The organism is Cupriavidus sp. PET2-C1, from assembly GCF_054515855.1.
Window position 1 is genome coordinate 864,757 of sequence record NZ_CM137259.1, and the last position, 26,683, is coordinate 891,439.

23 protein-coding genes and 1 pseudogene are annotated in these 26,683 nt (G+C 67.1%); 12 read left to right on the forward strand and 12 right to left on the reverse strand.

All coding sequences use genetic code 11. The features are described from left to right. Positions 1-8: 8 nt before the first annotated feature. On the reverse strand, positions 9-1,550 hold the full coding sequence (locus ACX12D_RS03960) for a DASS family sodium-coupled anion symporter (RefSeq protein ID WP_441641371.1): 1,542 nt from the start codon (positions 1,548-1,550) through the stop codon (positions 9-11). Positions 1,551-1,972: 422 nt separating this feature from the next. Here ACX12D_RS03960 and ACX12D_RS03965 point away from each other — a divergent pair, with 422 nt between their 5' ends. The 4 genes and pseudogenes from ACX12D_RS03965 to ACX12D_RS03980 all read left to right on the forward strand — a co-directional run. After that, positions 1,973-2,227 (forward strand): RNA-binding protein, encoded by a 255-nt coding sequence (locus tag ACX12D_RS03965; RefSeq protein ID WP_459373919.1) that lies wholly within the window; start codon positions 1,973-1,975, stop codon positions 2,225-2,227. A gap of 64 nt (positions 2,228-2,291) precedes the next feature. After that, the gene (locus ACX12D_RS03970) at positions 2,292-3,083 is read left to right on the forward strand and encodes a tyrosine-protein phosphatase (protein ID WP_459373005.1); all 792 of its coding nucleotides are present in this window, start codon (positions 2,292-2,294) and stop codon (positions 3,081-3,083) included. Positions 3,084-3,304: 221 nt separating this feature from the next. After that, a complete protein-coding gene (locus ACX12D_RS03975; protein WP_459373006.1) occupies positions 3,305-5,035 on the forward strand; it encodes a ShlB/FhaC/HecB family hemolysin secretion/activation protein in 1,731 nt (576 codons plus the stop codon). A gap of 19 nt (positions 5,036-5,054) precedes the next feature. After that, positions 5,055-5,510 (forward strand): annotated as a pseudogene (locus ACX12D_RS03980) (two-partner secretion domain-containing protein); the annotation flags it as partial. On the opposite strand, the gene ACX12D_RS03985 reads toward ACX12D_RS03980, so the two are convergent. From ACX12D_RS03985 to ACX12D_RS04000, 4 genes are all read right to left on the reverse strand, one after another. Further along, complete coding sequence (locus ACX12D_RS03985) at positions 5,456-5,587, reverse strand: hypothetical protein (protein WP_459374074.1); 132 nt, start codon at positions 5,585-5,587, stop codon at positions 5,456-5,458. The pseudogene ACX12D_RS03980 and the gene ACX12D_RS03985 overlap by 55 nt on opposite strands. Positions 5,588-5,596: 9 nt before the next feature. Beyond that, entirely contained in the window at positions 5,597-6,112 is a 516-nt protein-coding gene (locus ACX12D_RS03990; protein WP_459374075.1) for a hypothetical protein, read from the reverse strand. Between the two features lie 141 nt (positions 6,113-6,253). Continuing rightward, a complete protein-coding gene (locus ACX12D_RS03995) occupies positions 6,254-6,583 on the reverse strand; it encodes a hypothetical protein (protein WP_459374076.1) in 330 nt (109 codons plus the stop codon). Positions 6,584-7,675: 1,092 nt separating this feature from the next. Next, on the reverse strand, positions 7,676-10,396 hold the full coding sequence (locus ACX12D_RS04000; RefSeq protein ID WP_459374077.1) for a hypothetical protein: 2,721 nt from the start codon (positions 10,394-10,396) through the stop codon (positions 7,676-7,678). On the opposite strand from ACX12D_RS04000, the gene ACX12D_RS04005 reads away from it, so the two are divergent. Next, positions 10,374-10,679, forward strand: coding sequence for a hypothetical protein (locus ACX12D_RS04005; RefSeq protein ID WP_459374078.1), 306 nt, complete (start codon positions 10,374-10,376; stop codon positions 10,677-10,679). The genes ACX12D_RS04000 and ACX12D_RS04005 overlap by 23 nt on opposite strands. 36 nt (positions 10,680-10,715) lie before the next feature. On the opposite strand, the gene ACX12D_RS04010 is transcribed toward ACX12D_RS04005, so the two are convergent. Both ACX12D_RS04010 and ACX12D_RS04015 read right to left on the reverse strand, forming a co-directional pair. Continuing rightward, positions 10,716-11,942: an acetate/propionate family kinase gene (locus ACX12D_RS04010; protein WP_459373007.1), complete on the reverse strand. Its 1,227-nt coding sequence runs from the start codon at positions 11,940-11,942 to the stop codon at positions 10,716-10,718. A 91-nt stretch (positions 11,943-12,033) separates the two neighbouring features. Continuing rightward, complete coding sequence (locus ACX12D_RS04015) at positions 12,034-12,975, reverse strand: phosphate acetyltransferase (RefSeq protein ID WP_459373008.1); 942 nt, start codon at positions 12,973-12,975, stop codon at positions 12,034-12,036. A 277-nt stretch (positions 12,976-13,252) separates the two neighbouring features. On the opposite strand from ACX12D_RS04015, the gene ACX12D_RS04020 reads away from it, so the two are divergent. The 4 genes from ACX12D_RS04020 (at position 13,253) to ACX12D_RS04035 (ending at position 17,785) form a co-directional block, all read left to right on the forward strand. Next, the gene (locus ACX12D_RS04020) at positions 13,253-15,631 is read left to right on the forward strand and encodes a DUF3141 domain-containing protein (protein ID WP_459373009.1); all 2,379 of its coding nucleotides are present in this window, start codon (positions 13,253-13,255) and stop codon (positions 15,629-15,631) included. 80 nt (positions 15,632-15,711) lie between these two features. Continuing rightward, on the forward strand, positions 15,712-16,491 hold the full coding sequence (gene fabI / locus ACX12D_RS04025; protein ID WP_459373010.1) for an enoyl-ACP reductase FabI: 780 nt from the start codon (positions 15,712-15,714) through the stop codon (positions 16,489-16,491). 118 nt (positions 16,492-16,609) lie between these two features. Next, on the forward strand, positions 16,610-16,852 hold the full coding sequence (locus ACX12D_RS04030) for an RNA recognition motif domain-containing protein (protein WP_441641365.1): 243 nt from the start codon (positions 16,610-16,612) through the stop codon (positions 16,850-16,852). A gap of 129 nt (positions 16,853-16,981) precedes the next feature. Beyond that, the gene (locus ACX12D_RS04035) at positions 16,982-17,785 is read left to right on the forward strand and encodes a TOBE domain-containing protein (protein WP_441641364.1); all 804 of its coding nucleotides are present in this window, start codon (positions 16,982-16,984) and stop codon (positions 17,783-17,785) included. Positions 17,786-17,797: 12 nt separating this feature from the next. Here ACX12D_RS04035 and ACX12D_RS04040 read toward each other — a convergent pair whose 3' ends face one another. Next, a complete protein-coding gene (locus tag ACX12D_RS04040; RefSeq protein WP_459373011.1) occupies positions 17,798-18,289 on the reverse strand; it encodes a GNAT family N-acetyltransferase in 492 nt (163 codons plus the stop codon). Between the two features lie 242 nt (positions 18,290-18,531). Here ACX12D_RS04040 and ACX12D_RS04045 point away from each other — a divergent pair, with 242 nt between their 5' ends. Beyond that, positions 18,532-19,050 (forward strand): class IV adenylate cyclase, encoded by a 519-nt coding sequence (locus ACX12D_RS04045; RefSeq protein WP_459373012.1) that lies wholly within the window; start codon positions 18,532-18,534, stop codon positions 19,048-19,050. Positions 19,051-19,127: 77 nt separating this feature from the next. Here ACX12D_RS04045 and ACX12D_RS04050 read toward each other — a convergent pair whose 3' ends face one another. The 3 genes from ACX12D_RS04050 to modA form a co-directional block, all read right to left on the reverse strand. After that, entirely contained in the window at positions 19,128-19,850 is a 723-nt protein-coding gene (locus ACX12D_RS04050) for an ATP-binding cassette domain-containing protein (protein WP_459373013.1), read from the reverse strand. A 6-nt stretch (positions 19,851-19,856) separates the two neighbouring features. Continuing rightward, positions 19,857-20,528, reverse strand: coding sequence for a molybdate ABC transporter permease subunit (gene modB / locus ACX12D_RS04055; RefSeq protein WP_459373920.1), 672 nt, complete (start codon positions 20,526-20,528; stop codon positions 19,857-19,859). Positions 20,529-20,660: 132 nt separating this feature from the next. Next, on the reverse strand, positions 20,661-21,476 hold the full coding sequence (gene modA, locus ACX12D_RS04060; protein ID WP_459373921.1) for a molybdate ABC transporter substrate-binding protein: 816 nt from the start codon (positions 21,474-21,476) through the stop codon (positions 20,661-20,663). 277 nt (positions 21,477-21,753) lie between these two features. Here modA and ACX12D_RS04065 point away from each other — a divergent pair, with 277 nt between their 5' ends. After that, complete coding sequence (locus tag ACX12D_RS04065; RefSeq protein WP_459373014.1) at positions 21,754-23,880, forward strand: bifunctional 2',3'-cyclic-nucleotide 2'-phosphodiesterase/3'-nucleotidase; 2,127 nt, start codon at positions 21,754-21,756, stop codon at positions 23,878-23,880. A gap of 31 nt (positions 23,881-23,911) precedes the next feature. Then, the gene (locus ACX12D_RS04070) at positions 23,912-24,727 is read left to right on the forward strand and encodes a tetratricopeptide repeat protein (protein WP_459373015.1); all 816 of its coding nucleotides are present in this window, start codon (positions 23,912-23,914) and stop codon (positions 24,725-24,727) included. Positions 24,728-24,915: 188 nt separating this feature from the next. On the opposite strand, the gene ACX12D_RS04075 is transcribed toward ACX12D_RS04070, so the two are convergent. Further along, positions 24,916-26,465 (reverse strand): IS3 family transposase gene (locus tag ACX12D_RS04075; protein WP_459373016.1). Its coding sequence is split into 2 segments (ribosomal slippage): positions 24,916-25,979 and positions 25,979-26,465, totalling 1,551 coding nucleotides; the frame shifts between segments, so codons are not numbered across the junction. Between the last annotated feature and the right edge of the window lie 218 nt (positions 26,466-26,683).

Genomic DNA, 26,683 nt, shown 5'->3' on the forward strand with positions numbered 1-26,683 from the left:
GTGTGCGCTCAGATCCAGCCCAGCCAGCGCCAGTAGGTGGCGGCAAACAGCAGCATCAGGGCGTAGCCGATCACCGTCACGGGGATGCCGACCTTGGCGAACTGCTTGCCGTTGAACGTGTCCGTGCCCAGGCAAACCATGTTTTGCGGTGCATTGATCGGCAGGATGAAGCCGAAGCTCACGGTGAAGCCGAGCAGCATCGTCAGGCCGATCTGGTTGATATCGCCCGGCAGCGTTTGCAGCACCGAGATCAGGATCGGCAGCAGCGCCGCGGTGAGCGCGGTGGCGCTGGCAAAGCCGAGGTGGATCAGGATCAGGAAGGCGGCCAGGATGGCGAACACCAGGATCGGGCCTTGCGTGGCGAGCCCGGAGTTGGCCACCACGAACTTGCCCAGCCACTGGCCGGCCTGCGTGGTGAGCAGCGCGGTGCCCAGGCTGATGCCCACCCCGAACACGATCAGCGTGCCCCACGGCGTGCGTTGCTGCATGGTCTTCCAGTCCATCACGCCAATGCGCGGCATCATCAGGATCACCAGGCCGACGAAGGTCACGGTGGCGGTGTCGAACTGGTGCAGCTTGCCCTCGGTCGCCCAGAACAGCAGCAGCCCGATGGACACGGCGGCAAGCCGCTTCTGCGGGCCGCTCATCGGGCCCAGCCCGGCGAGTTCCTTTTGCACGGCTTCCTTGCCGCCGGGAATGGCCTCGGTCTCGGCGGGCAACAGGAAGCGCACCAGGAAATACAGCACGACCGACATCACGATGGCCCACGGCGCGCCGGCGATCAGCCATTGCAGCCAGGTGATGCGCTCACCCAGCAGCTTGTCCATGAAGCCCACCGTCAGCAGGTTCTGCGCGGCGGCGGTCTGGATGCCGACGTTCCAGATGCTGGTGGCCATGGCCACGGTGATCATGATGCCGGCGGCGATATTGGATTTCTTGTCGACCCCGAAGGCGGCGATCACACCCATCATGATCGGCACCACGCAGGCGCTGCGCGCGGTGGCGCTCGGCACCACCAGCGATAGTGCGATGGTCACCACGATGCTGCCGATCAGGATGCGCCGCGTGCTGGTGCCGATGGCCGACAGCGTGACCAGCGCGATGCGCCGGTCGAGCCCGGTCACCGTCATCGCCGCCGAGATAAAGAGGGCGGCGGCAACCAGCGCCAGCGCGGTGTTGGAGAACCCTGCCAGCGCCATGCCGAGCGCGCGGGAGGTGCCGTATTGCGTGGCCGGGTCGGCCACCGTGGGCGCAAAGCCGATCAGCGCGGCCATCAGCGACGTGATCATGATGGCGCTGGCCTCGTAGGAGACCGCCTCGGTGATCCACACCACAATGGCAAAGGCGAGGATGGCCAGCATGCGATGTCCCGCCACCGGCAGGTCCGGGGGCAGGGGCAGGGCGAGTATGCCGATCAGTACCAGGACGGCGGCGTAGAGCCCCCATGGCGTGGATTTGCCGGGCGCGGCCTGCGGCACGGCGGCAGCCACACCGATGGAGGCGGGGGCGGCTGCGCGGACGGCTTGGGTTGGAGTGTGCGGGTCTGTCATCGCTTTCCCTTTTCTTGTCTTGTTGATCTTGGTTCGACACGGGAAGGTGGACGTCACGCGCGGGCAAATGGCTAGCCTGTGACTGGCAGGGTGGCGGCGTCGTTCGGCGGTTTTCCGTGAAGACCTGGCGGAGGCGGGAGACCGGCTTGCGGCCGGACTGCCGCGCTCGACATGGGGAAATTATCGTGCCGGCCAACGGTGCGTGTCGAGGGTGGATCCGGGCGCATATGACGCGGATCAAAGAACCGGCTCGCGCAGGGAAATTTCGATGCGCCATGCGGTCAGACTTTCAGATCATTGATGATCATTGCGCGACAAGGCCTTGTGGGCGTTGCGCAGCGAGCGCCACCACCGGTGGCCCCGCACGCTGGCTAGCCGCGCGCATGCGGCGCGCATGTGATCTGAAAACATTGGAGTGCATGATGAAGGTTTTAGTGAGAGGACTACGTGCCGAAGTCGACGCATCCGCGCTGCGCACGGCGCTGGCCGCCTACGTGCGGATCAAGGACATCGAGCTGATCCGCGAGGGCGACTGTGCGCATCCCTGGGCCTGGGTCGACCTGGATCTCGACGATGTGGACCCGATGAGTGTGTGGAAACTGGTGGCAAAGCTCGATCGCCGTTATATTGCTGGCTGCCATACGCGCTGGCATGTGCCGGCCTATCGCGCGCGCTGAGCCGCCACCACGTGCGGTGCGGCGCGCGCGCCACCGAACGACAAAGACAGGGCAGGGACACACGATGCAGGAAAACATGGCCGATGCGCTATCACAAGGTGCCGGCGTGCCGGGCAACGCGGCGCTGGCGCTGGACAATGTGGTCAATCTGCGCGACCTCGGCGGCCTCGCCACGCGCGACGGCCGCCGCGTGCGTGCCGGCAAGCTGTTTCGCAGCGGCAACCCGGGCCTGGCCAGCGCGGCGGATATGGAACGGCTGCGCGCATTGCAGCTGGACATGGTGATCGACTTCCGCTCGGCCGGTGAGAAGACCGCCGCGGAAAGCCCCTTTGGCGAGGCCTTCCGCTGGGTCGCCACGCCGGTGCTCGAAGGCAGCATGTCGATGGCCGCGCTGATGCCGCGTTTGCGCGACGGCAGCGCGGCGCAGATGGAGGCCTTCATGCTGGAGGTCTATGCTGACTTTCCGCGCAAGTACCAGGCCGCTTTCGGCGGCTTCCTGAAGACCGCGGAGCAGGGCGGCAACCTGCTGTACCACTGCACGGCGGGCAAGGACCGCACCGGCTTTGCCTCGCTGCTGCTGCTGGCCGGCCTGGGCGTGGAGCGCGACATCATCATGGCCAACTACCTGGAATCGAATCACTGGAACCAGGGCTTCAACCAGAAGATGAGCGCCGGCGCGGCACAGTTCGGCGTCGATCCCGCGGTGATGTGGCCGTTGCTGGCGGTGAAGGCCTCTTACCTGGAAGCCTCGATGCACGCCATCGAGCAGGACTACGGCGGCATCGATGCCTACCTGGGCGATGTGCTCAAGGTGGATGCCGAGCGCTTGCGCCAGGCCTATCTCGTACGCGCCTAGCGATCCTTGCCGCCAAGGTGCTTTGCGAGCGCGTCATCCCCCAACGGACCGTTAGCGCACCGCCGGCCATCGTAGCCATGCGAGGCACGGCCGGCAGGACTATAGCCCAGCCGTAGCTGCTATTTGGCGCCTCTTTCGCCAATGTCAGGACTTGTCAGCTTTGCCGGCTGGCCGTTGGATAGAGTCGGAGCCTATATCAAAGTCTCCGGTCCCACTCTCCAATGCGTAGTCCAATTCTCTGTTCTTACGGCCGGGTGCCTGCTGCTGGCGTGCGGCAACTGGTGGGTCTGTGGCTGGCCGCCCTGGCGGCAGGTCCGGTCCTTGCACAGACGCCGCCTGACGCCGGCGCGTTGCGCCAGCAGATCGAGCCGGAGCTGCCGCCGGCCTTGCCAAAGCCCGTGGCGCCGGATCGCTCGGCGGCGCCGCCACCCATGCGGCCGCGCGGCGAGGTCACCGTTACGGTCAAGGCCTTCCGCTTTGCCGGCAACAAGCAGATGAGCGAGGCGCAGCTCGCGCCCGTGGTGGCCGGCTTCCTGAACCGGCCGCTGGACTTCAGCGAGCTGCAGGCCGCCGCCGCCGCGGTGGCCGAGGCCTACCGCGCGGCGGGCTGGGTGGTGCGGGCCTACCTGCCCGCGCAGGACGTGCGCGAGGGAGCGGTGACCATCCAGGTGGTGGAAGGCGTGTTCGGCGGCGTGCGCATCGAGGGCGAGGGCCCGCGGCGCGTGAGCCGCGAGCGCATCATCGCCGGCTTTGCCGCACACCAGCCCGTGGGCCAGCCGTTGAATACGGAGACGCTGGACCGCGCGTTGCTGCTGGCGAATGATCTGCCGGGCGTGTCGCTGGTGGGGCGTCTGCAGCCGGGCGCGCAGGAGCAGGAAACCGACCTGGCGCTGAACTTCGTGGAGACGCCGCTGGCGACCGGCAATGTGGCCATGGACAACCAGGGCGCGCGCTCCACCGGCGCGGCGCGGCTGGTGGGCAACGCCAGCGTGAACAGCCTGGCGGGCCTCGGCGACCAGCTGCTGGCCAACGGCTTGCTGAGCGAGGGCTACCGCTACCTGCGGCTAGGCTACACGGTGCCGGTGGGCTATGACGGCTGGCGCGTCGGCGCCAACGCCTCGCGGCTGGACTACCGGCTGGTGGCGGATGACTTCAAGGCGCTGAACGCGCGCGGCAACTCCAACACGGTAGGCCTGGAGGCCAGCTATCCGCTGATCCGCGCGCGCCAGCGCAACCTGTACTTCGTGGCCAATTACGACCACAAGACCTACGACAACGAGGCCAGCCAGGTCACCACCAGCCGCTATTTCGACAACACGCTAAGCCTGGGCCTGAGCGGCAACCTGTTCGACAACCTGGGCCGGGGCGGCGCCAACACCGCCAGCGCGATTTTCACCGGAGGCAGCCTGAACCTGGGCCAGTCGCCCACGCAGGCCGCCGACGCCATGACGGCGCGCACTGCCGGCCAGTTCCTGAAGATGCGCTACGGCATGTCGCGCCAGCAGGTGCTGACCGATGCGCTGTCGGCCACGGCCATGCTGTCCGGGCAGATGGCCAGCAAGAACCTGGATTCGTCGGAGAAGTTCTACCTGGGCGGCCCGGGCGGCGTGCGCGCTTACCCGATCGGCGAGGGCGGCGGCAGCGAGGGGCAACTGGTCAACCTGGAGCTGCGCTGGCGCTTGCCGTACGGGGTGTCGCTGTCGGGGTTCTATGACTGGGGTCACGTCACGGTCAATCGGGACAACAACTTCCCCGGCGCGCCGCTGGTCAACAGCTACCACCTGCAAGGGGCGGGGCTGGCCGTGCAGTGGCAGCCCGGGCGCGGGGTGAACCTGGGCGCGACCTGGGCGCACCGCATCGGCGGCAATCCGAACGCCACGCCGTCCGGCAAGGACCAGGACGGCTCCCTGATCAAAAACCGAGTTTGGCTGACCGCCAGCCTGTCGTTCTAAGTTTCCCGGAAGCCTGTCTATGAACAAGATCTATCGCCTGATCTGGAGCGAACTCGTGCGTGCCTGGGTCGTCGTGGCAGAGACCGCGCGCAGTCAAGGCAAGGCCAGCCGCAGCGTGAGCGGCGTCGCAACGCGCGCGCGCCTTGCCATCAAGCCGCTGGTGGCGGCGCTGGCCGGCATCGGCCTGGCACATGCCGCGCCGCCTGCGCCGAACCAGCTGCCCACCGGCGGGCAGGTGGCGGCGGGGCAGGCCAGCATCAGCACCAGCGGCAATACGACGAATGTCACGCAGACCTCGCAGAACGCGGTGGTCAACTGGCAGAGCTTCAACGTAGGCCGCGCGGCCACGGTCAACTTCCAGCAGCCCTCGGCAGGCGCGGCCATCCTCAACCGCGTGCTGGACGGCAACCCCAGCCAGATCTACGGCAGCATCAACGCGCCGGGGCAGGTGTTCTTCGTCAACCCGGCGGGCATGTACTTCGGGCCGACCGCCAGCGTCAACGTGGGCAGCCTGGTGGCGACCACGCACGGCATCAGCGACGCGAACTTCATGGCGGGCAACTACCGCTTCACGCGCAACGGCGCGACCGGCAGCATCGTCAACGACGGGCAGATCACGGCCGCGCTGGGCGGGTACATCGCACTGCTGGCACCGGAGGTGCGCAACCGCGGCGTCATCGTCGCGCAACTGGGCACCGTGGCACTGGCCGCGGGAGAGGCGTACGAGTTGCAGTTCAGCGGCAACCACACGCTGGCCAACCTGCTGGTGACGCCGGCCACCATCCAGGCGCTGGTGGAGAACGGCAACGCCGTGCGCGCGCCGGGCGGCCTGATCATCCTGTCGGCGCAGGCCGCCGACCGCTTGCAGGGCGGCGTGGTGCGCAACACCGGCACGCTGGAGGCCACCGGCCTGACCCGCGACGGTGGCACGGTGCGCCTGCTGGCCAGCGACACCATCCAGCAAAGCGGCATCATCAATGCGGACGCCGCCGCGCAGAGCGCGGGCAAGGGCGGCAGCGTGATCGCCATCGCTGACTTGAGCAACGCAAACAGCTTGACCACGGTGGATGGCGCCATCAGCGCGCGCGGCGGCAACCTGGGTGGGGATGGCGGCTTCGTGGAGACGTCGGGCTCGCACGTGAAGATCGCGGATAGTGCGACAGTGGATACGCGCGCGCCGCAGGGCCGGACCGGGAACTGGCTGGTCGATCCGAACAACTACACCATTGCCGCGTCGGGCGGCGACATCACCGGCGCGGCGCTGAGCGCGAGGCTGGCTACCAGCAATGTCACGATCAGCTCCACCGATGGCGCCACGGCGGGGACCAGCACCACCGACAACGGCAGCATCCACGTCAACGATGCGGTGACGTGGAACGCCAACACGCTGACGTTGAACGCGCAGAACAATATCAACTTCAATGCCGTGGCCAGCGTGAGCGGGCAGGGCTCGCTGGCGATGAACACCGGGTTGGCACACCAAGGTGGCAATCCGGCGGTGGATGGCACCGTGCGGATGGGAGTCAGCCTGAATGGTGGTGGCTTCACCGGGCGTGTCGATTTCAGTTCGAGCGGCAGCCTGGCCATCAACGGCAACGCCTACACGCAGATCAAGTCGCAGTCGGACTTGCAGAACCTGTCGCTTAACGGATACTACTTCCTGGGCAGCGACGTGGCGCTGAGCGGCGCCTTCACGCCGATTGGCATGGCGGGTGCCAACCTCGGGGCCTTTACCGGGGCATTTGACGGACTGGGGCACCGGATCACCGGGCTGGAGATCAACCTGCCGACGACGGACAAGGTAGGCTTGTTCTCGCAGAACAGCGGAGCCATCCGCAATGTCGGCCTTGTACTCGGCCCTGGTGGCGTGACCGGGAAGGGAGAGGTCGGGGCCTTGGTCGGCTATGAATTCCAAGGCACGGTCGGCAATAGCTACGTCAGCGGTAGCGGGAAAGTCTCGGGCTCGGCCGATGATGTCGGCGGGTTGATCGGGCATATCATGCTGGGCGGCGTGGCGCATAGTTATGCCACGGTTGACGTGACGGCTCCAAACTCGGCCAACGTAGGTGGTCTCGTCGGTTTTGTCGAGAACACCGCGGACGCCCAGATGATCTACGGCAACTACTTGCCTTGGGGGCTGTACTGGGATTACGCAACCGGATCGGTGACCGGCAAGTTCGCGGTCGGCGGGCTGTTCGGGCAATACGTCAATGCCTTCTCAGACTATCTGTCGGCCTCTTTTGCCACGGGAGCGGTCAGTGGGGGCGACGCTGTTGGTGGCCTGATCGGGATCGCTTTGGGGCACATCGAGCAAAGCTATGCCACGGGATCCGTATCGGCCACCGGTGTCAAGTACTCTTCTGTCAGCCTTGCCAGTGCAGGTGGCCTGGTCGGCTATTCAAGCTCAACGCTGATCCTTAACAGCTATGCCACGGGAAACGTCACTGCCACGATTTCCGGCAAGGGCCAGGTCTATGCAGGTGGATTGGTTGGGCAATTGGAGTCTGCCAACCTACCCTTGCAAGAGATCAATACGAGCTACGCGAGCGGGCTGGTAAACAATGGCAGTGGAGGCGGCCTGATCGGCGGGGCGAGCGGCGGCCTTCCTCCCTCCAATACCGTGTGGGGAGTCTGGAACAATCAAAACACGCAAGCCGTTGCACAGGTAGGAGGGATCGCGTTAACTCCAGCGCAGATGAAGGATCCCACCAATGCGGCATGGACAAAGCTCCTCCAGCAGACCCAGACCGTCACCCAAACTTCCACGTCCGCAAGAGATACCACCGCCAAGGCACCGATCTGGGGGGCGGCTGCGTCAGGGACCAGCACGCCTGTCCTTTGCGTTTTCGGCGGGTGTGCCACCAGCTCCAGTTCGGGTTCGTCGAGTGGCTCCGGTTCGTCTAGCGGCTCGGGCTCGTCGAGTGGTTCGGGTTCGTCGAGTGGTTCGGGTTCGTCTAGCGGCTCGGGCTCGTCGAGTAGCTCGGGCTCGTCGAGTAGCTCGGGTTCATCGAGTGGTTCGGGTTCGTCGAGTGGCTCCGGTTCGTCTAGCGGCTCGGGCTCGTCGAGTAGCTCGGGTTCATCGAGCGGTTCGGGTTCGTCGAGTGGCTCGGGCTCCTCCAGCGGATCGGGCTCATCTAGCGGTAGCGGATCATCCGGCAGCTCGTCGGGAGGCCCTGGATCGTCGGGTGGATTCCCGGTGCCGATTCCGCCGCCTCCGGCGCCGGCGCCCGTTCCCGTGCCGATGCCGTCGCCGCCACCACTGGATCCGTCCTCCGGCAGTTCGAGCGGCAGCGGCGGTTCGTCGAGTGGCAGCTCCAGCGGCGGCAAGCCCGATGACGCGGGCTCGTCGAGCGGCAGTGGCTCGTCGGGTAGCGGTTCTTCGTCGGGCAACAGTGGCTCGTCCAGCGGTAGCTCCAGCGGCAACACGACCGATGGCGCGGGCTCATCGAGCGGCAGCGGCTCGTCGGGCAGCGGTTCTTCGTCCGGCAGCAGTGGTTCGTCCGGTGGTAGCTCCGGCGGCAACACGACCGACGGCACGGGCTCATCGAGCGGCAGCGGCTCGTCGGGTAGCGGTTCTTCGTCCGGCAGCAGTGGTTCGTCCAGCGGTAGCTCCAGCGGCAACACGACCGACGGCACTGGTTCATCGAGCGGCAGTGGCTCATCGTCGTCCAGCGGCTCCGGTTCGTCGAGCGGTGGCAGCTCGTTGTCGGGTGGCGGCGGATCGTCTGGTGCCAGCTCATCGAGCGGTGGCTCGTCGTCCGGCGGCAGCTCCAGCGGTAGTGATACATCGAGCGGTGGATCGGGTTCGTCGAGCGGGAGCTCTTCGTCCGGTGGTAGCTCCAGCAGCGGTTCCGGCTCGTCGTCGGGCGGTAGCGGCTCGTCCGGCGGTAGCTCCAGCGGTAGTGATACATCGAGCGGTGGATCGGGTTCGTCGAGCGGTAGCTCTTCGTCCGGTGGTAGCTCCAGCAGCGGTTCCCGCTCGTCGTCGGGTGGCGGCGGCTCGTCTGGCGGTAGCTCCAGCGGAAGCGATACATCGAGCGGTGGATCGAGCTCGTCTAGCGGCTCGTCGTCGGGCGGCAGCGGATCGTCTGGCGCCAGCTCGTCGAGCGGTGGCTCTTCTTCGTCGTCGAGCGGCAGCTCCTCGTCGTCGAGTGGTGGCGGCTCGTCTGGCGCCAGCTCATCGGGCAGTGGCTCATCTTCGGGCGGTAGCGGTTCGTCCGGCGGTAGCTCCAGCGGTAGTGATACGTCGAGCGGTGGATCGGGTTCGTCGAGCGGCAGTGGCTCGTCCGGCGGTAGCTCCGGTGGTAGTGATACGTCGAGCAGTGGTTCGAGCTCGTCGAGCGGTGGATCTTCGTCGTCGAGTGGTAGCGGCTCGTCCGGTGGTAGCTCCAGCGGTAGTGATACATCGAGCGGTGGATCGAGTTCGTCGAGCGGTAGCTCCTCATCTTCGGGCGGCAGCGGATCGTCTGGCGCCAGTTCATCGAGCGGGGGCTCCTCGTCGTCGAGTGGCAGCGGCTCGTCCGGCGGTAGCTCTAGTGGTAGTGATACGTCGAGTGGCAGCTCTTCGTCGTCGAGCGGCAGCGGATCGTCTGGCGCTAGCTCGTCGTCGGGTGGCAGCGGCTCGTCCGGCGGTAGCTCCAGTGGTAGTGATACGTCGAGCAGTGGTTCGAGCTCGTCGAGCGGTGGCTCTTCGCCGTCGAGTGGTAGCGGTTCGTCCGGTGGTAGCTCCAGCGGTAGTGATACATCGAGCGGTGGATCGAGCTCGTCGAGCGGTAGCTCCTCGTCGTCGAGCGGCAGTGGCTCGTCCGGCGGTAGCTCCAGTGGTAGTGATACGTCGAGCAGTGGTTCGAGCTCGTCGAGCGGTGGATCTTCGTCGTCGAGTGGTAGCGGCTCGTCCGGTGGTAGCTCCAGCGGTAGTGATACATCGAGCGGTGGATCGAGTTCGTCGAGCGGGGGCTCCTCGTCGTCGAGTGACAGCGGCTCGTCTGGCGCTAGCTCGTCGTCGGGTGGCAGCGGCTCGTCCGGCGGTAGCTCCAGTGGTAGTGATACGTCGAGCGGGGGATCGAGTTCGTCTGGCGGCTCTTCGTCGTCGAGCGGCAGCTCGTCGTCGTCGAGTGGTAGCGGTTCGTCCGGCGGTAGCTCCAGTGGTAGTGATACGTCGAGCGGTGGCTCCTCGTCGTCGGGTGGCAGCGGTTCGTCCGGTGGTAGTTCCAGCGGCGGCACCTCGTCGTCAGGCAGCAGCGGCTCATCCGGCGGCAATGCCAGCGGTGGTGACGCATCGACTGCCGCCGCAGGTTCGAAGGCGCCTGCCGACGATCCGCATGGCATCACAGTCACGGTGAGCCTGAAGGCATCCGGCAATCCGTCTGACCTCATCGCCGTGTCGGTGCCGAAGGACATGGCCAGGCCGGGCAGTCATTTCCGCTTCGCGTTGCCCGCGCAGGCAGTTCCTGGTGCAGCGAATGGTGCTGAGGTGAAGGTGACGCAAATGGACGGAACGGCCTTGCCGGCATGGCTGCGCTTCGCGTCGCCATCGCGCGCATTCACTGCCACGTCATTGCCGGCTTCGGCTCTGCCGCTGCGGGCGGTCATGACGGTTGGCGAAGTGCGCATCCCGCTCGTCATCACCGAGAGGAATCAGTAAATGACGTCGACGGAGGGGCGGAGCAATGCGGGAGCGCTACGCTAGCGCGTTCTGCTCCATCATGATGCGCGCGGTATTCAGCGCGATCATGCCTTCCTCGTCGGTAGGCAATACCAGGACCGGCACGCGGCTGTTGTCGCGGCTGATGCGCTGGCGGTTCTCGTTGTTGGCGCTGGTGTCCAGGCTGATGCCGAACAGCTCCGCCAGCCGCGCGCAGATCTTCTCGCGCACCGGCGGCGAGTTGGCGCCGATGCCGGCGGTGAACACCAGCGCATCCAGGCCGCCCAGCGTGGCCGCCAGCTTGCCGATTTCCTGCGCCGCGCGGTAGGCGTAGAAATCGATCGCCAGGCGCGCGCGAGGCGCGTCGCTGGCCAGCAGGGCGCGCATGTCGCTGCTGACGCCCGACAGTCCCTTCAACCCTGACTCCTGGTACAGCATCGTTTCGATGTCCTTGGTGCTCATACCTTGCTGCGACAGCCACAGGATGGCGCCGGCATCGATGGCGCCGCAGCGCGTGCCCATCGGCAGGCCGTCGAGCGCGGTCAGGCCCATGGTGGATTCCACGCTGCGCCCCTCGCGCATGGCGCACAGGCTGGCGCCGTTGCCCAGGTGCGCCACGATCACGCGGCCCTGCGCCAGATCGGGCGCGATCTGCTGCAGGCGGCGCGCGATGTACTCGTAGGACAGGCCGTGAAAGCCGTAGCGGCGGATGCCGCGTTCGAAGTATTCGTAGGGCAGCGCCAGCAGCTGTGCCAGCGGGTCGTGCCCGGCGTGAAAGGCGGTGTCGAAGCAGGCGACCTGCAGCAGCGCCGGCGCGGCGGCGCGCACCGCGCGGATCGCCGTGAGGTTGTGCGGCTGGTGCAGCGGTGCCAGCGGGATCAATGCTTCCAGCTTGGCAATGACGTCGTCGTCGATCTTCACGGCCGCGGAGAAATCCGCGCCGCCGTGCACCACGCGATGGCCGATTGCCACCGGCGGCGCATCGCGCAGCCCGATGCTGAGCACCAGCCGGATCAGGCGGAATGCGGCGTCGTGATCGGCCACCTGCGCCACCGGAAAGCGCTCGTCCGCGACCACGCGGCCGTCCGCCATGCTGGCGGTGAGGCGCGGCGATACGCCGATGCCTTCGATCTGCCCGTGCGCGCTGAGCACCGGGTTGATGTCGGCATTGGCGTGCGCGGCCTCGGGCACGGCGTACACCGAGACCTTGACGCTGGAGGAGCCGGCATTGACAACGAGGATGGTGGGATGGGTGGCGCTCACGCTGGCAAGCCTCCTTGTGGCGGTGACGTTGGCTGTGACTGAGACGGTGGCCGAGACGGTGAAAAAAACGCTGGCCGAGGCGGTGGAGCGTTCAGATCTTGCCGGGCGCCTGGCCGGTGCGGCGTGCATGCGCCAGCAGCACGGCAATCGCGCAGCTGCCGATGCGCGCGCGCACGCTGTCCGCGCGGCTGGTGAGGATGATGGGCACGCGCGCGCCCAGCACAATGCCGGCGGCTTCGGCGCCGGCCAGGAAGGTGAGCTGCTTGGCCAGCATGTTGCCGGCCTCCAGGTCGGGCACGAGCAAGATGTCGGGGTCGCCCGCGACCTCGGAGACGATGCCCTTTGTCACCGCGGCCTCATGGCTGATCGCGTTGTCGAACGCGAGCGGGCCGTCGAGGATGCCGCCCTCGATCTGGCCGCGCCGGCTCATCATGCACAGCGCGGCCGCGTCGATGGTGGATGGGATCTTGTCGGTCACGGTTTCCACTGCCGAGAGGATGGCCACCTTGGGGCACTCGATGCCCAGCACGCGCAGCAGATCGATCGCGTTGCGGCAGATATCGGCCTTGTCGTTGAGCGTGGGAAAGATATTGACCGCGGCGTCGGTGATGAACAGCGGCTTGTGGTAGCTCGGCACGTCCATCGCAAACACATGCGAAAGGCGCCGCCCCGTGCGCAAGCCGGTGGCGGGCGCGGTGATTTCGTGCAGCAGCTCATCGGTGTGCAGGCTGCCCTTCATCAGCAGCTCGGCCTCGCCCGCGCGGATTGCCGCGACGGCGCGCGCGGCGGCGGCATGGCTGTGCGGCGCGTCGATCAGCACGCTGTCGCCAAGGTCGAGCGCGTTGGCGTCGGCCACCTGGCGGATGCGCGCCTCGGGCCCGATCAGCAGCGGCACGATCAGGCCGAGGCTGGCCGCCTGCAGCGCGCCGCCGAGCGAGGAAGCATCGCAGGGATGCGCCACCGCGGTGGGAATGGCGGGCAAATCTTGGCAGCGTGCCAGCAGGACGGAGTACTTGTCGAGCGTGTGGGTCATCGGCGTTCCGGTGCGTCGGGGTTGCGGTGCGACCGCGCGGGCATGCTGCGTCGCGCAAAAAAACAAAGGCCAGTATAGGCGATGTTTCCTGCGGCACGATGACATTGGCGCGTACCTTGCGCCAGGTCATGCCTGCCACCGATCCGCCCATGCCGCGGGTTGTCAAGCACGATGCAGGCTGGTAGATTGTGCTGTGCTGCAGGGCAGCAATTCCGTGCGATTGCCTGGAAACGACTGCCTTCGGCGCCACACCGTAGAACGTAGAAGGGGAAGCCGAGTGAACGCACGTGATCCCGTCATCCATGCCGGCAGCGCCGCCGGCGTGCCACCGATTTTGTCCGATGCGTGGTCCTACGCGCATGACGCCTGGCAGCGCGCCGTCCTGTTGCTCGACATCCTGCGCGAGCGCGGCAACCAGACCTTCGAGCACGAGCGCGAGGGCATGCCGCCGGTGCTGGTCTTCGAGCACGAGGTGGTGATCGACGCGCGCACGCTGGCGCAACCCGCCAACTACGCACTGCTGCGCATCCTGCCGCCGCCAGGCATCGTCACCGACGACACCAAGCGGCCCTTCGTGGTGATCGATCCGCGCGCCGGGCATGGCCCGGGCATCGGCGGCTTCAAGATCGACAGCGAGATCGGCATCGCGCTGCGCAGCGGCCATCCCTGCTACTTCGTCACCTTTTTCCCGGTGCCTTGCCCGGGCCAGACCATCGAGTGCGTGGCGCGCGCCGAAGCGCTGTTCCTGCTCACCGTGGCCGAGCGCCATCCGCACGCGCAGGGCAAGCCGTTCGTGATCGGCAACTGCCAGGGCGGCTGGGCGCTGATGATGCTGGCGGCCGCCGCGCCGGAACTGGTCGGCCCCATCCTGCTGGCCGGTTCGCCGCTGGCCTACTGGTCGGGCGTGCGCGGGCGCAACCCGATGCGCTACAGCGGCGGGCTGCTGGGCGGCTCGTGGCTGTCGTCCTTTGCGGCCGATCTCGGCAATGGCCGCTTTGACGGGGCCTGGCTGGTGCAGAATTTCGAGCAGCTCAATCCGTCCAACACGTACTGGAAAAAGCTCTACGACGTCTATGCGCAGGTGGATACGGAGCGCGAGCGCTTCCTCGCGTTCGAGCGCTGGTGGGGCGGGCACTTCCTGCTCAACCGCGCCGAGATCGACTGGATCGTGCAGAACCTCTTCGTTGGCAACCACCTGACCGCCGGCGAGGTGCGCAGCGCGGATGGCAGCGTCGCGGTGGACCTGCGCAATGTGCGCTCGCCGATCGTGGTCTTTGCTTCCTGGGGCGACAACATCACGCCGCCGCAGCAGGCGCTGAACTGGATTCCCGATCTCTACGCCAGCGTCGACGAGATCGTCGCCAACGACCAGGTCATCGTCTACTGCCTGCATGAAAAGGTCGGGCACCTTGGCATCTTCGTCTCGGCCGGCGTGGCCAATCGCGAGCATACCGAGCTGTTCTCGGCGCTGGACCTGATCGACGTGCTGCCGCCCGGGCTGTACGAGGCGCGCATCGAAGACATCGCGCCGGGCACTTCGCACCTGGAGCTGATCGAAGGCCGCTACCTGATGCGCTTCGAGCGCAGAACCATCGACGACATCCTCGCGCTGGACGATGGCCGCGACGACGAGCGCGCGTTTGAGGTGGTGCGCCGCGTGGCCGAAGTCAACCAGCGCCTGTACGACACCTTCGCCTCGCCGGCGGTGCAGGCCGCATCCAACGAACTGGGCGCCTACGCGATGCGGCAGATGCACCCGGCCCGGCTGGAGCGCTCGCTGGCGTCGGACGCGAATCCGTGGATGGCATGGATCGCCGCGCTGGCGCCGTCGGTGCGCGAGGCGCGCCAGCCGGTGGCGCCGGACAATCCGTTCGTCACGCTGGAGGGCGCGGTGTCCGACACCATCGTGCGCACGCTCGACGCGTGGCGCGACCAGCGCGATGCCTTCCAGGAGCAGCTCTTCGAGGCGTTGTACCAGTCGCCATGGCTGTCCGCGCTGATGGGTTTCGCGCCTGGCGCCGAAAAGCGCGGCCCGCCGCCACTGAGCGTTGCGCTGCGCCAGGAGCTGGCCGAGCGGCGCATTCATGAGGCCGAAGCGGGGATCGAGCAGGGCACGCCGCTCGATGCCTTCATGCGCATCCTTTGCTATGTGGCGGACGAGAACACCAGCATCGAGGAGCGGCCCTTCAACCTGATGCGGCAGATGGCGCGCGAGCACCTGGAGCAGCAGCCGGACATCGCCACGGTCAAGGCCGCGGTCAGGCGGCAGAGCATGATCGTGGGGCTGGACGCCGGGCGGGCCGTGGCCGCGCTGCCGCTGCTGGTGCCGGACAGCGCGCAGCGCCATCGCATCATGATGGCGATCCATCGCATCGTGACCGTGGTGGGGCCGCTCGAAGGCGCCCGCCTGGCGCGCTATCGCGAGGTGGCGCGCGTACTGGGCACCGACCACACGGCGCGGCAAACCGCGCAGCCCGCCACCGCGGCGCCCCCGGCGCCTGCACCCGTGGAAACGCCGCGCACGGCGCGCAAAGCCGCTTCACCGGAAGCCAGCGCACGCGTTCGCAAAGCCGGCACGGCCAAGCCGGGCAAGGTGGCCAAGCCGCTCAAGACGGTCAAGCCGTCAGCGCGGCGCAACGTCAAGACAGGCACCTGAACCAGGCGGGCCTGATCGGCTGTTTCAACCTGAAGCGAAGCGGCTCTGGCTGGGCGCGCATTCATTAAGCGAGGGACATCATGGTGCAAGTACCCAATCCCCCATTGCTGGGCGCGCGCGTGCTGGTGGTCGGCGTGGCCAACGCGGAGTCCATCGCGTGGGGTTGCGCGCGGGCCTTCCGCGAGCTTGGCGCCGAACTGGCGATCACCTATCTCAACGACAAGGCCTACCCGCATGTGGCGCCGCTGGCCGAATCGGTGGGCGCGACGATCCTGATGCCGCTCGACGTGGAGGACGCGGGCCAGGAGCAGGCGCTGTTCGAGCGGATCACGCGGCAATGGGGCCAGCTTGACGTGCTGGTGCACTCGGTGGCCTTCGCGCCCAAGGACGACCTGCAGGGCGGGCTGCTCAATGCATCGGCAGCCGGCTTCGCGCGGGCCATGGACGTGTCCTGTCATTCCTTCGTGCGGCTGGCGCGGCGCGCGGTGCCGCTGATGCGCGCGGGCGGCAGCCTGTTCGCCATGAGCTACGAGGGCGCCAGCCGCGTGGTGCCGAACTACAACCTGATGGGCCCGGTCAAGGCGGCGCTGGAGGCGTCATGCCGCTACCTGGCGCACGAACTCGGCCCGAGCGGCATCCGCGTGCACGCCATTTCGCCGGGGCCGCTCAAGACCCGCGCGGCGTCCGGACTCAAGGATTTCGAGCAATTGCTGGCGGATGCCGCGGGCCGCGCCCCGCTGGGCGAGCTGGTCGACATCATGGACGTGGGCTTTGCCACCGCCTACCTGGCGACGCCCTACGCGCGGCGGATTTCCGGCAACACCGTGTACGTGGACGGCGGCGCGCACATCATGGGCTGACTGCCGCCAAGGGCGCGATGCGTGGCCCACGGACCGCGTCGGGCCACCTACAATGAGCTAGGCAACGGAGACACGTGCTGCCCGCCGCGTGCGCGCTGCCTCATATCGGGAGCAAGACATGAAGGTACTCATCCGGGGCCTGCACCGCGATGTGACCGAACAGATGCTGCGCGACAAGCTGGCGACCTACGCCCCGGTGACGTCCGTGGAACTGGTGCGCGAGGGCGATCCGAACCACCCTTGGGCCTGGGTCAACCTGGATATCGATCCTTTCACCGCGTGGCGCCTGCTGCGCCAGCTGGATCGCCAGTACTTCGCCGGCAGCATGATGCGCTGGTATATCCCGGCGCACCAGGGGTGAGGCGTTGGCAGGTTGAGGGAGGCGAGGGAGGTGGAGGGCGGGCGGCTGCCGCGCGCCGCCACGCTTTGGCATTAAGATACGCGGCTTCTGCCACTTTGCTGCGCTGCCACGCGGTAGCGCCATTCCCGCATGCTAGAACTCGACGGCGCGATCTGGTTTCGCTCAGGCTCCCAGGACTGGGGCGGGCGCGAGCGCATCGCCCTGCTGGCCGCGATCGGCGAGCACGGCTCGATCACGGCTGCGGCCAAGGCGGTCGGGCTGAGCTACAAGGGCGCCTGGGATGCCATCGACGCCATGAACAACAGCGCGGGCGAGCCGCTGGTGGTGCGCGCCGCCGGCGGCAAGGGCGGCGGCGGCACCGTGCTGACCGAGCGCGCCGCCAGCCTGATCCGCACCTACCGCGCGCTGGAGCACGAGCACCGGCTCTTTATCGAACACCTCGCCAGCCTGGGCAACGTCAGCGAGACGGCGCAGGACGACCTTCACCTGATGCGGCGTTTCATGATCAAGACCAGTGCGCGCAACAAGCTCTTTGGCAAGGTGGCTGCGATCCGCGGCGGCGCCGTCAACGACGAGGTCACGCTGTCGCTCGCCGGCGGCCAGCACGTGGTCGCCACCATCACCCACGAAAGCGTGGAGACGCTGGGCCTCGCACCCGGCGCCGAAGCCTTCGCGCTGATCAAGGCTTCCTCGGTCCTGCTGGGGCTGCCCGATCCCGGGCTGCGGCTCTCGGCGCGCAACCAGCTGCCTGGCAAGGTCACCCGCGTGCTGCCGGGCGCGGTCAATGCCGAGGTGGCGCTGGAGCTGGATGGCGGCGGCACCGTGGTGGCCATTGTCACCAACGACAGCGTGAGCGCGCTCGGGCTTGCCGAGGGCAGCCGCGCGCTGGCGATCTTCAAGGCGTCGAGCGTGATCCTGGGCACCATGGGCTGAGCCTGGCGCGCGTCAGGCAGGCACCAGCGGCTTGCTCAGCAGTACCGTGGTGAAGCCGCTGTGCCAGCTTTCGTCGGGGTAGAATTCCACCTTGGCATAGCCGTGGCGCTGATAGAAGGCGCGGCTCTTCACGTTGAAGGTGTCGGTTTCGAGCCGGGCCTGCCGATGGCCTGCCGCTGCCATCGCGGCTTCGGCGTGCGCTAGCAGCGCGCTGCCCAGTCCGCGCGCCTGCCAGCATGGCGACACATGCAGCGCCCAGATGAAATCGTTTTCCCAGTCCACCATGCCGGCCACCGTGCCGTCCACGCAGGCCACGTGGAACTGCGCCAGCCGGCTACGGACATAATCGTCGACCTTGTCCTCTTGCTCGAAGCGCAAGGCCGCCTCGGCCGTGAGCTGTGGCTTCCAGGTGGCGAGATAGGTTTCGGTGAGGAGGGTGGCGACGGTCAGGGCATCGGATGGCCCGGCGCGCCGGATCTGCGGGCTTGGGGATGGTGTTTGCATGCGCGCAAGGATAACCGAGCCGCAGACAGAAATCACGGCCAGGCAGCCGGCGCAAGAAAACCAAGAAGACCCAAAAAACCAAAAAAACCAGGAAAATCAAGATCAAACCGACGATGCACAGGAATCTGCACGAAGCCAACCGGTGCCTTGCTCAGGCCGGTGTTCGCCGGGCCATCGGCAGCACCATGTGGGTGATTGCCGCCAAGCTGCTGTCTGCCTGATTCTCTGAATACCCGACGACCATGCCAAGCAATATAGAAATCAAGGCGCGTATCGCCAGCGTGGACGCGCTGTTGCCACGGGTCGCGCCGCTGGCCGACCATGGCCCCGAGCTGATCCTGCAGGACGACACCTTCTTTGCCTGTCCCAACGGGCGGCTCAAGTTACGCGTCTTTCCATCCGGCGAAGGCCAGTTGATCTTCTACGCGCGCGCCGACCAGGCCGGACCCAAGGAGAGCCACTACATCCTCTCGCCCACGGCCGAGCCCGATTCGCTGCGCGCCGCACTGGCGGCGGCCTGGGGCGAGAGCGGGCGCGTGCGCAAGGCGCGCACCTTGTTCCTGGTGGGCCGCACGCGCGTGCATCTGGACCGCGTGGAGGGGCTGGGGGATTTCCTGGAGCTGGAGGTGGTGCTGGCCGAAGGCGAGCCGGGCCAGGTCGGTATTGCCGAGGCGCATGCGCTGCTGGGCAAGCTAGGCATAACGCGAGGGCAACTAATCGAAACCGCTTACGTTGACCTGCTGCGTTCGGCCGGGGCTTGAGTTGGCCTCATTGAGCTGACCTCACTGAACGGGCCTCACCGAACGAGCCTCACTGAGCCGGCCCCACAGAGCCGGCCTCAGACTGCACGCGCCGAGACGGGCGCGTACACCTGTGGATGCCCCTTCACTGGCGCGGCGCCAAAGATGCGGCCTTCGCGCACTTCCAGCACGTGGTCGCCGAGGGCTTCCACGTCGTCGGGGTCGTGCGAGATCACCAGCATGGGCACTTCCAGGCTGGCTTGCAGCGCGCGCAGCTCGGCGCGCATGCGCACGCGCAGCGCCGGGTCCAGCGCGGAGAACGGCTCGTCCAGCAGCACGATATCGGGCCGCGCCGCCAGCGCGCGCGCCAGCGCGGCGCGTTGCTTCTGGCCGCCGGAGATCTCGCCGGGATAGTTGCCGGTGATCGCGCCAAGGCCAAACGCATCGATCCAGCGCTGCGCTTCCGGGTGGTGCGTGTTGCGGCGCGGGTTGCGCCAGCCCCGCTCCAGCCCGAAGGCGATGTTCTGCGCGACCGTCAAATGCGGGAACAGGGCGTAGTCCTGGAACAGGTAGGCCACGCGCCGCTCCTGCGGGCGCACATTGACGTGTGTCTCGCTGTCGAACAGGGTGCGGCCGTTGAGCACGATGCGGCCGCTGTCCGGCGTGAGCAATCCGGCGATGGCGCGCAGCGTCAGGCTCTTGCCCGCGCCGGAGGGGCCAAACAGTGCAATGCGCTTGCTTTCCGAATCGAAGGCGATATCCAGCCCGAAATGGCGGTGGGCGGAACCGAGCTGCTTGCGTATGGTGACGTGCATGGTCATGGCGCGCTACCGGTACATTTTGCGGGTGGGCGGCACCAGCCGCCCGGCGGCCACCAGCAGCACCACGCAGGTGAGGGAGGTGACCAGCACCAGCAGGTTGGCGGTGTTGTCGTCGCCGGCCTGCACGGCTTCGTAGATGGCGACCGACAGCGTTTGCGTGCGCCCGGGCAGGTTGCCCGCCACCATCAGCGTGGCGCCGAACTCGCCCAGCGCGCGGGCAAAGGCCAGCAGCACGCCGGCGATGATGCCGCGCGACGCCAGCGGCAGCGTGACGCGAAAGAAGATGCCGGTGTCGGACGTGCCGAGCACGCGCGCGGCGTCCTCAAGCTGCGAGTCCACGCCTTCGAAGGCGGCGCGGGCCGACTTCAGCACCAGCGGGAAGGCCACGATGGTGGAGGCCAGCACCGCGCCTTGCCAGGTAAAGACCAGTTCGATGCCAAGCTGGCCGAGCCACTCGCCGAACACGCCGCGGCGCCCGACCAGCACCAGCAGGTAGTAGCCGAGCACGGTGGGCGGCAGCACCAGCGGCAGCGTGAGCAGGGCGTCGACCACGTCGCGCGCGGCCGATTGCCAGCGCGACAGTGCAAAGGCCGCGCCCACGCCCAGCACGGCATTGAGCACGGTGGCCCAGCCCGCGACTTTGAGCGACAGCGACAGCGGGACCCAGACAGCTTCCAGGGAGGTCATCAGCATAAACGCCTGCCGGCGGGGAGCCAGGCAGGCGGCAAGGTAGGTGGATTCAGGTTGGCGGCGCGCCCGGGCGCCGGGGCCGCGGGCAAGGACCAGCGATTATGGCCTACGGCTTGCGGCTTACGGTTTGAGAAAACCATACTTGGCCAGCACCGCTTGGCCTTCCGGCGACGTCACATAGCCGAGGAATGCCGCGGCTTGCTCGGGCTGCCTGGAGTGCGAGGTGATGGCGATCGGATACGTGACCGGCTGGCGCGTCGGTACCCGCAGCGCTACCTTGACCTTGTCCGGCATGATCGCCGCATCGGTGGCGAACACGAAGCCGGCATCGACTTCGCCACGCGCCACGTAATCCAGGCTCTGGCGCACGTTTTGCGCCATCACGCCCTTGGCCGAGACCGCATCCCATACGCCCGCCGCTTCCAGCGCGCCCTTGGTGTAGCGGCCCACCGGCACCGACCCCGGGTTGCCGAAGGCCACGCGCTTGAATTCGGGGCGGGTCAGGTCCTGCAGCTTGCCCACTTCCAGCTTGCTGTCAGCCGGCAGGATCAGCGCGAGCTGGTTGGCGGCGAAATCGCGGCGCGACGCAGGCTGCACCACGCGCTCGGCCACGGCCTTGTTCATGGCGTCCTGGTCGGCCGAGGCAAACACGTCGGCCGGCGCGCCGTTGACGATCTGCTGCATCAGCACGTCGGAGGCGCCGAAGTTGAGGATCACCTTGGTCTGGGGGTGCGCGCGTTCGTAGGATTCGGCGAGCGACTTGAAGGCATTGGTCAGGCTGGCCGCGGCGGAGACCACCAGGTCTGCGCCGAAGGCGGCCGGGGCCGACAGTGCCAGCGTGGCGGACAGCAGCAGGCCGGCCGCCAGCGAGGCGGCGCGTCGGGCGCCGCGCGGCTGGCGGGACTGGGCAGGCAACGAAGCGGAGATCGGGAGCATGGGCATGGCGGCGGTGGCCGGAAGCGGGTTGGATAGCAGGCGAGCCAGGCCGGAATGTGCCCGCCAGATATGCCCGCCAAATGCGCAATATATGACGGTATATAACGCGGCGTCAATGGCACATTTGGTCAGGACAGGGCATATCGGCGGGCCGTCCGGGTGTGCCTGCTGCCAGTGGCCCGTCGTCACAGTGGTGTAACGCGAGCGTCACTCTGCTGCCATTTGCGCTCGGGACAATGTCCGGCTCCAGGCACAACAATAAAGAAGGGAGCCACAAATGCACCGCAGTCCGACCGACGTTCTACCCGCGCGCGCCGCGCCCGCTTCGTCCCCCATCCTTGCGGTGCCCACCGTGGCCGCGCTGGGTGCCGCCATCGTGGCCACCGCGCTGCTGGCTGCCTGCGGCTCCGATGACAGCCCCGCCAGCCCCGGCACGGGCACGAGTGTCACGCCGCAGGCCGACAGCGTCTCGGCCGGTACCAAGGCCACGCTGGCCTTGCTGGAAACCACCGACCTGCACACCAACGTGCGCAGCTACGATTACTTCAAGCTGGCCGAGGACAAATCCTTCGGCTTCGAGCGCGTGGCAACCCTGATCAAGCAGGCGCGCGCCGAGTTTCCCAACACGCTGCTGCTGGACAACGGCGACACCATCCAGGGCACGGCGCTGGCCGACTACCAGGCCCAGGTCAACCCGCTCAAGTGCGGCGAGACCCTGGCCATGTACAAGGTGATGAACGCGGCCAAGTTCGACGGTGGCGGCATCGGCAACCACGAGTTCAACTACGGCCTGGGTTATCTGAACCAGGTCACGGGCAACCGCTTCAACGTGGATGGCCTGCCCGACCCGACCGTGCAGACGCCGTGCGCCGGGCCGGCCTTCCCGCAAGTGCTGGCCAACGTGTATAGCGTGCGCACGCGCGCGCCGCTGTTCCAGCCGTACACCATCATCACCCGCCAGATCTCCGCCACGGGACCCGACGGCAAGGCCGTCACGGTGCCGGTCAAGGTCGGCATCATCGGATTCACCCCGCCCGCGATCATGAGCTGGGACAAGCGCTGGCTCGACGGCAAGGTCTACACCGAGGGCGTGAAGGAAACCGCCGAGAAGTTCGTGCCGGAGATGCGCGCCAAGGGCGCCGACCTGGTGGTGGTGATCTCGCACGGCGGGCTCGATGCCTCCGCCTACTCGCCCACCATGGAGAACGGCAGCTGGCACCTGTCCAAGGTGGCCGGCGTGGACGCCATGCTGATCGGCCACTCGCACCAGGTCTTCCCTGATGCCACCAGCACGGTAGCGCAGTTCAACCTGCCAGGCGTGGACAAGGTGCGCGGCACGGTCAACGGCGTGCCTACCGTGATGGCCGACTACTGGGGCCGCCGCCTCGGCGTGATCAAGCTGCAGCTCGCGCATGACGGCAACCGCTGGGTGGTCGACAAGAGCGCAACCACGGTGCAGGCGCGCTCGATCCAGAATGCCGACAAGAGCTATGTGGCGGCCGATGCCAGCGTGGCGGCCGCGGTCGATGCGGAGCACCAGGCCACCATCGCCTACGTGAAGACGCCGATCGGCACCACCGACTACCGCATGAGCACTTACTTCGCCGACGTGGGCGATCCCGGCGCGATCCAGATCGTCAACCAGGCGCAGGCGGCCTACGTGAAGGACTATATCGCCGCCAACCTGCCGGCGCTGGCCGCGCTGCCGGTGCTCTCCGTCTCCGCGCCGTTCAAGAGCGGCTTTGGCGGCGGCAACGACTACACCGACGTGCAGTCCGGCAACCTCGCCATCAACAATGCGGCCGATCTCTACCTCTACCCCAACACCATCTACGCGGTGAAGGTGAGCGGCAGCGACGTCAAGGCCTGGCTGGAGACCGCCGCCAAGCGCTTCAACCTGATCGACCCGGCCAAGACCGCCGACCAGCCGCTCATCAGCAGCTTCCCTGGCTACAACTTCGACATGTTCACTTCACCCGACCTGCAGTACGAGATCGACGTGACGCAGCCGGAGGGCAGCCGCATCAAGAACCTCGCGTACAAGGGCGTGCCGCTCGACGCCAGCCAGCAGTTCATCGTGGCCACCAACAACTACCGCGCCAGCGGCGGCGGCAATTTCCCCGGCCTGGACGGCAGCAAGACGGTCTACGCTTCGCCGGACGCCAGCCGCGATGTGCTGATCGCCTACATCAAGAAGGCCGGCGCCATCACGCGCGCCACCAACGGCGGCGCGCGCAGCTGGCGCTTCACCAAGGTGGCCACGGCCGGCAAGGTGGTGTTTGCTTCCGCGCCAGGCCAGCTGGCGCAGGCACAAGCCGCCGGCCTCGCCAATATCGCGCTGGAGCAGGCAAGCTACGACACCACCAAGAACCTGTCGCTGTACAGCGTCGACCTCAACCAGTAAGGCGGCAATGAGCACGGCAACGAATACGCCAATGAAGGGAACGACGGCACCGGCATGCAGTGCGCCTGTGCGCCGCCAAGGCCGTCAGCGCCGCCTGCATCCGGTCATCGCTGCCGCGCTGGTGGCGGTCGCGGTGGCGGCAGGCTGCGTAGGCGGGGCATCGGCATGGCGCGAGCATGCCAGCGCGCGCCACGCGCAGCTTGCCCAGTGGCAGACGCTGGCCGGCTCGGCCGGCGACGAAGACGCGCTCGCGGCGCTGCGCCAGGCGGCGCGGGCGGGGGAGGGCGCGGCCCAGGCCGCGCTTGGCGAGGCGTTATGGGCAAGCGGGGATGCGGCGGCGCATGCCGAAGGCCGGGACTGGCTGAAGCAGGCCGCCGGGGCGGGCGATGCGCGCGCGCATTTCGTGCTGGGCAAGGCGGCTTTCCTCGGCGATGCGCAGCGCGCGCCCGACGCGGCGGCGGCCTGGCACCACTTCGAGCTGGCCGCCGCCGCTGGCAATACCGGGGCTGCCTACTACCTCGGCTTGCTGCACCGTAGCGGCTATGGGCGCGCGCCGGACCCGGCCGCGGCCGCGCGCTGGTTCGAGCTGGCCGCCGATGCCGGCGTGCCCCAGGCGATGTTCATGCTGGCCAACGCCTATCGCGAAGGGGCAGGCGTGCCGCGCGACGAGGCCCGCGCGGTGGCGTGGTACGAGGCCGCGGCCGAGCGCGAGCATCCGGAGTCGATCCAGGCGCTAGCGATGGCCTATCGGTATGGCGAGCTAGGGTTGAAGCGGGATGAAGGGAGTTTTCGTGCGCATCTGGCGGAGACAGCGCATGCGTTGAAGCATCCGGCTTTGAGTCCTTGAATCAGGGGGACGGGGCGTTGGGGGGGCATGCGTGCGTGTAGCCCGCTGACGCGGGGGTGCCTCTTATGGGTGGGGTTTTACTGCTTCTAGCTGCTGGCGCGGCTGTGCGGCGTTGGCCGTTTTGGAACGTGTGAGATGTCACTTTTCTTTACTCGCGGCGTGTGTCAAGGTAGTTGTCGCCTCAGCCGTTACGCTGCTTGCTTGTAATTCTCTCCGTTCTGCTGCGCTCGCTCTGGATTCAGGTACACAGCATCTGGGAGTTCCCAGTTGCGGATGCCCGCAGTCCAGCGCTGCGGATTCCGGGCGCGCGCGGCTTCATACAGCACAGTTCTCTGCGCCAACAGTGCGGTGGCTGTACCCTGATGCCGCTGGTTTGGCGTCACGTATTTCAGACTGCTGTGTCGGTGCTCGTTGTTGTACCAACGCACGAAGCGCAGCACCCAGTCACGCGCTTGCTCCAGGCTCTCGAACGGGCGCTCCGGCCACATCGGGCAGTACTTCGCCGTACGGAACAACGCTTCGGCATAGGCATTGTCGTTGCTTACCCTAGGCCGGCTATAGGACGGCATCACGCCTAGGTCATACATTGCTGCCAGCATGGTGGCCCCTTTCATGGCCTTGCCGTTGTCCGAATGCAGTACCAGCGGACGACCTGCTGTTTGCTCCCGCAAGCAACCGTGCATCAGCAAGCGGCTGGCGTGCTCAGCCGTCTGGCTCTCGTGCACCTCGTTGGCTACCAGCTTGCGGCTGTAGATGTCCTTCATCATGTACCAGTAGAAGAACTTGCCCTTGACCGTGGTCGGCAACCAGGTAATGTCCCAACACCACACCTGGTTCGGACCCGTGGCCCGGTGCGTTGTCGGTGGGCGCGCGCACGGGGCCTTGCTGCGGCCACGCCGCCGGCTTTGTCCCGCTTCATGCAGCACCCGGTAGATCGTCGATACCGATCCCACGTAGATTCCCTCATCCGCCAGCTTTGGCACGATCTGGTGCGGCGTCAGGCTCGCGTAACCCGGATGGTTCGCCGCCCTCAGCACCGCCCGCCGTTCTGCTTCGCTGAACTTGTTGGCCGGTGCCTCGCGACGCGCTTCAAGCCGCCCGTCGGCGGGGGCATGCCGCCAGCGCTGCAAGGTCCGCTCGGTCACACCGAGCGCCTCGCAGGCCTTCTCCTGCCGGGCCCCCGCGCTTACAGCGTCTTCGATCAACTCTATGGCTTCCAAGCGATCCGGGGTGCTGATCAGTCTTCCTCGTCCCGTCCCCAGATCGCTGCGGCTTTTTTTTGCAAGACCAGCAGTGCCGCCGTCTCCGCCAGCGCTGCATTCTTGCGCTTGAGTTCGCGTTCCAGCTCACGCACTCGCCTGCGCGCCGCTTCGTCTTCCCGCCGCTGCGCCAGCGTTCGCTTGACGGGGGTAGCCGCATTGGCCTGCTCGCACGCCTCACGCCATTGCTGAATCTGCTCCGGCTGGATGCCCTTTGCGCGGCAGTACTCCGACAACTCCGCTTCGCTTAGCGGCGCTGTCTCCAACACAACGCGAAACTTGTCCGCGCTGGACCATTGATCACTCTGCTTTCCGTCACCCGGCACAATTCTTCCTGCTTCTCTCGCCATCCTGCGCCAAGTCCGCAAGGTCACTGTCGTGATCCCTGTGGCCTTGGCCAACTCCACTACCGACCGGTTCAGCGGCGGCATCATCTGCTCCACCACCCATTCCCGATGCTCGGTTGCATATCGTGTCATCACCTATTCGCACACCGCCCTCCATTTTGCTTCACCAAGGAGACGGAGGCGACAAGTATCCTGACATGGAGGGCTCGTAAAGAAAAGTAACCAAAAGAAAGCGATTCTTGCAGGAGGCTGGCTTGTCGGGGTTGCGCAGCCCGGTGGTTTCGTCGTCAGGCCCCGGGTTTTAATGGCCTCGTGCCGTTACCGGTTTGAATGGCCACGATCCTGCGGAT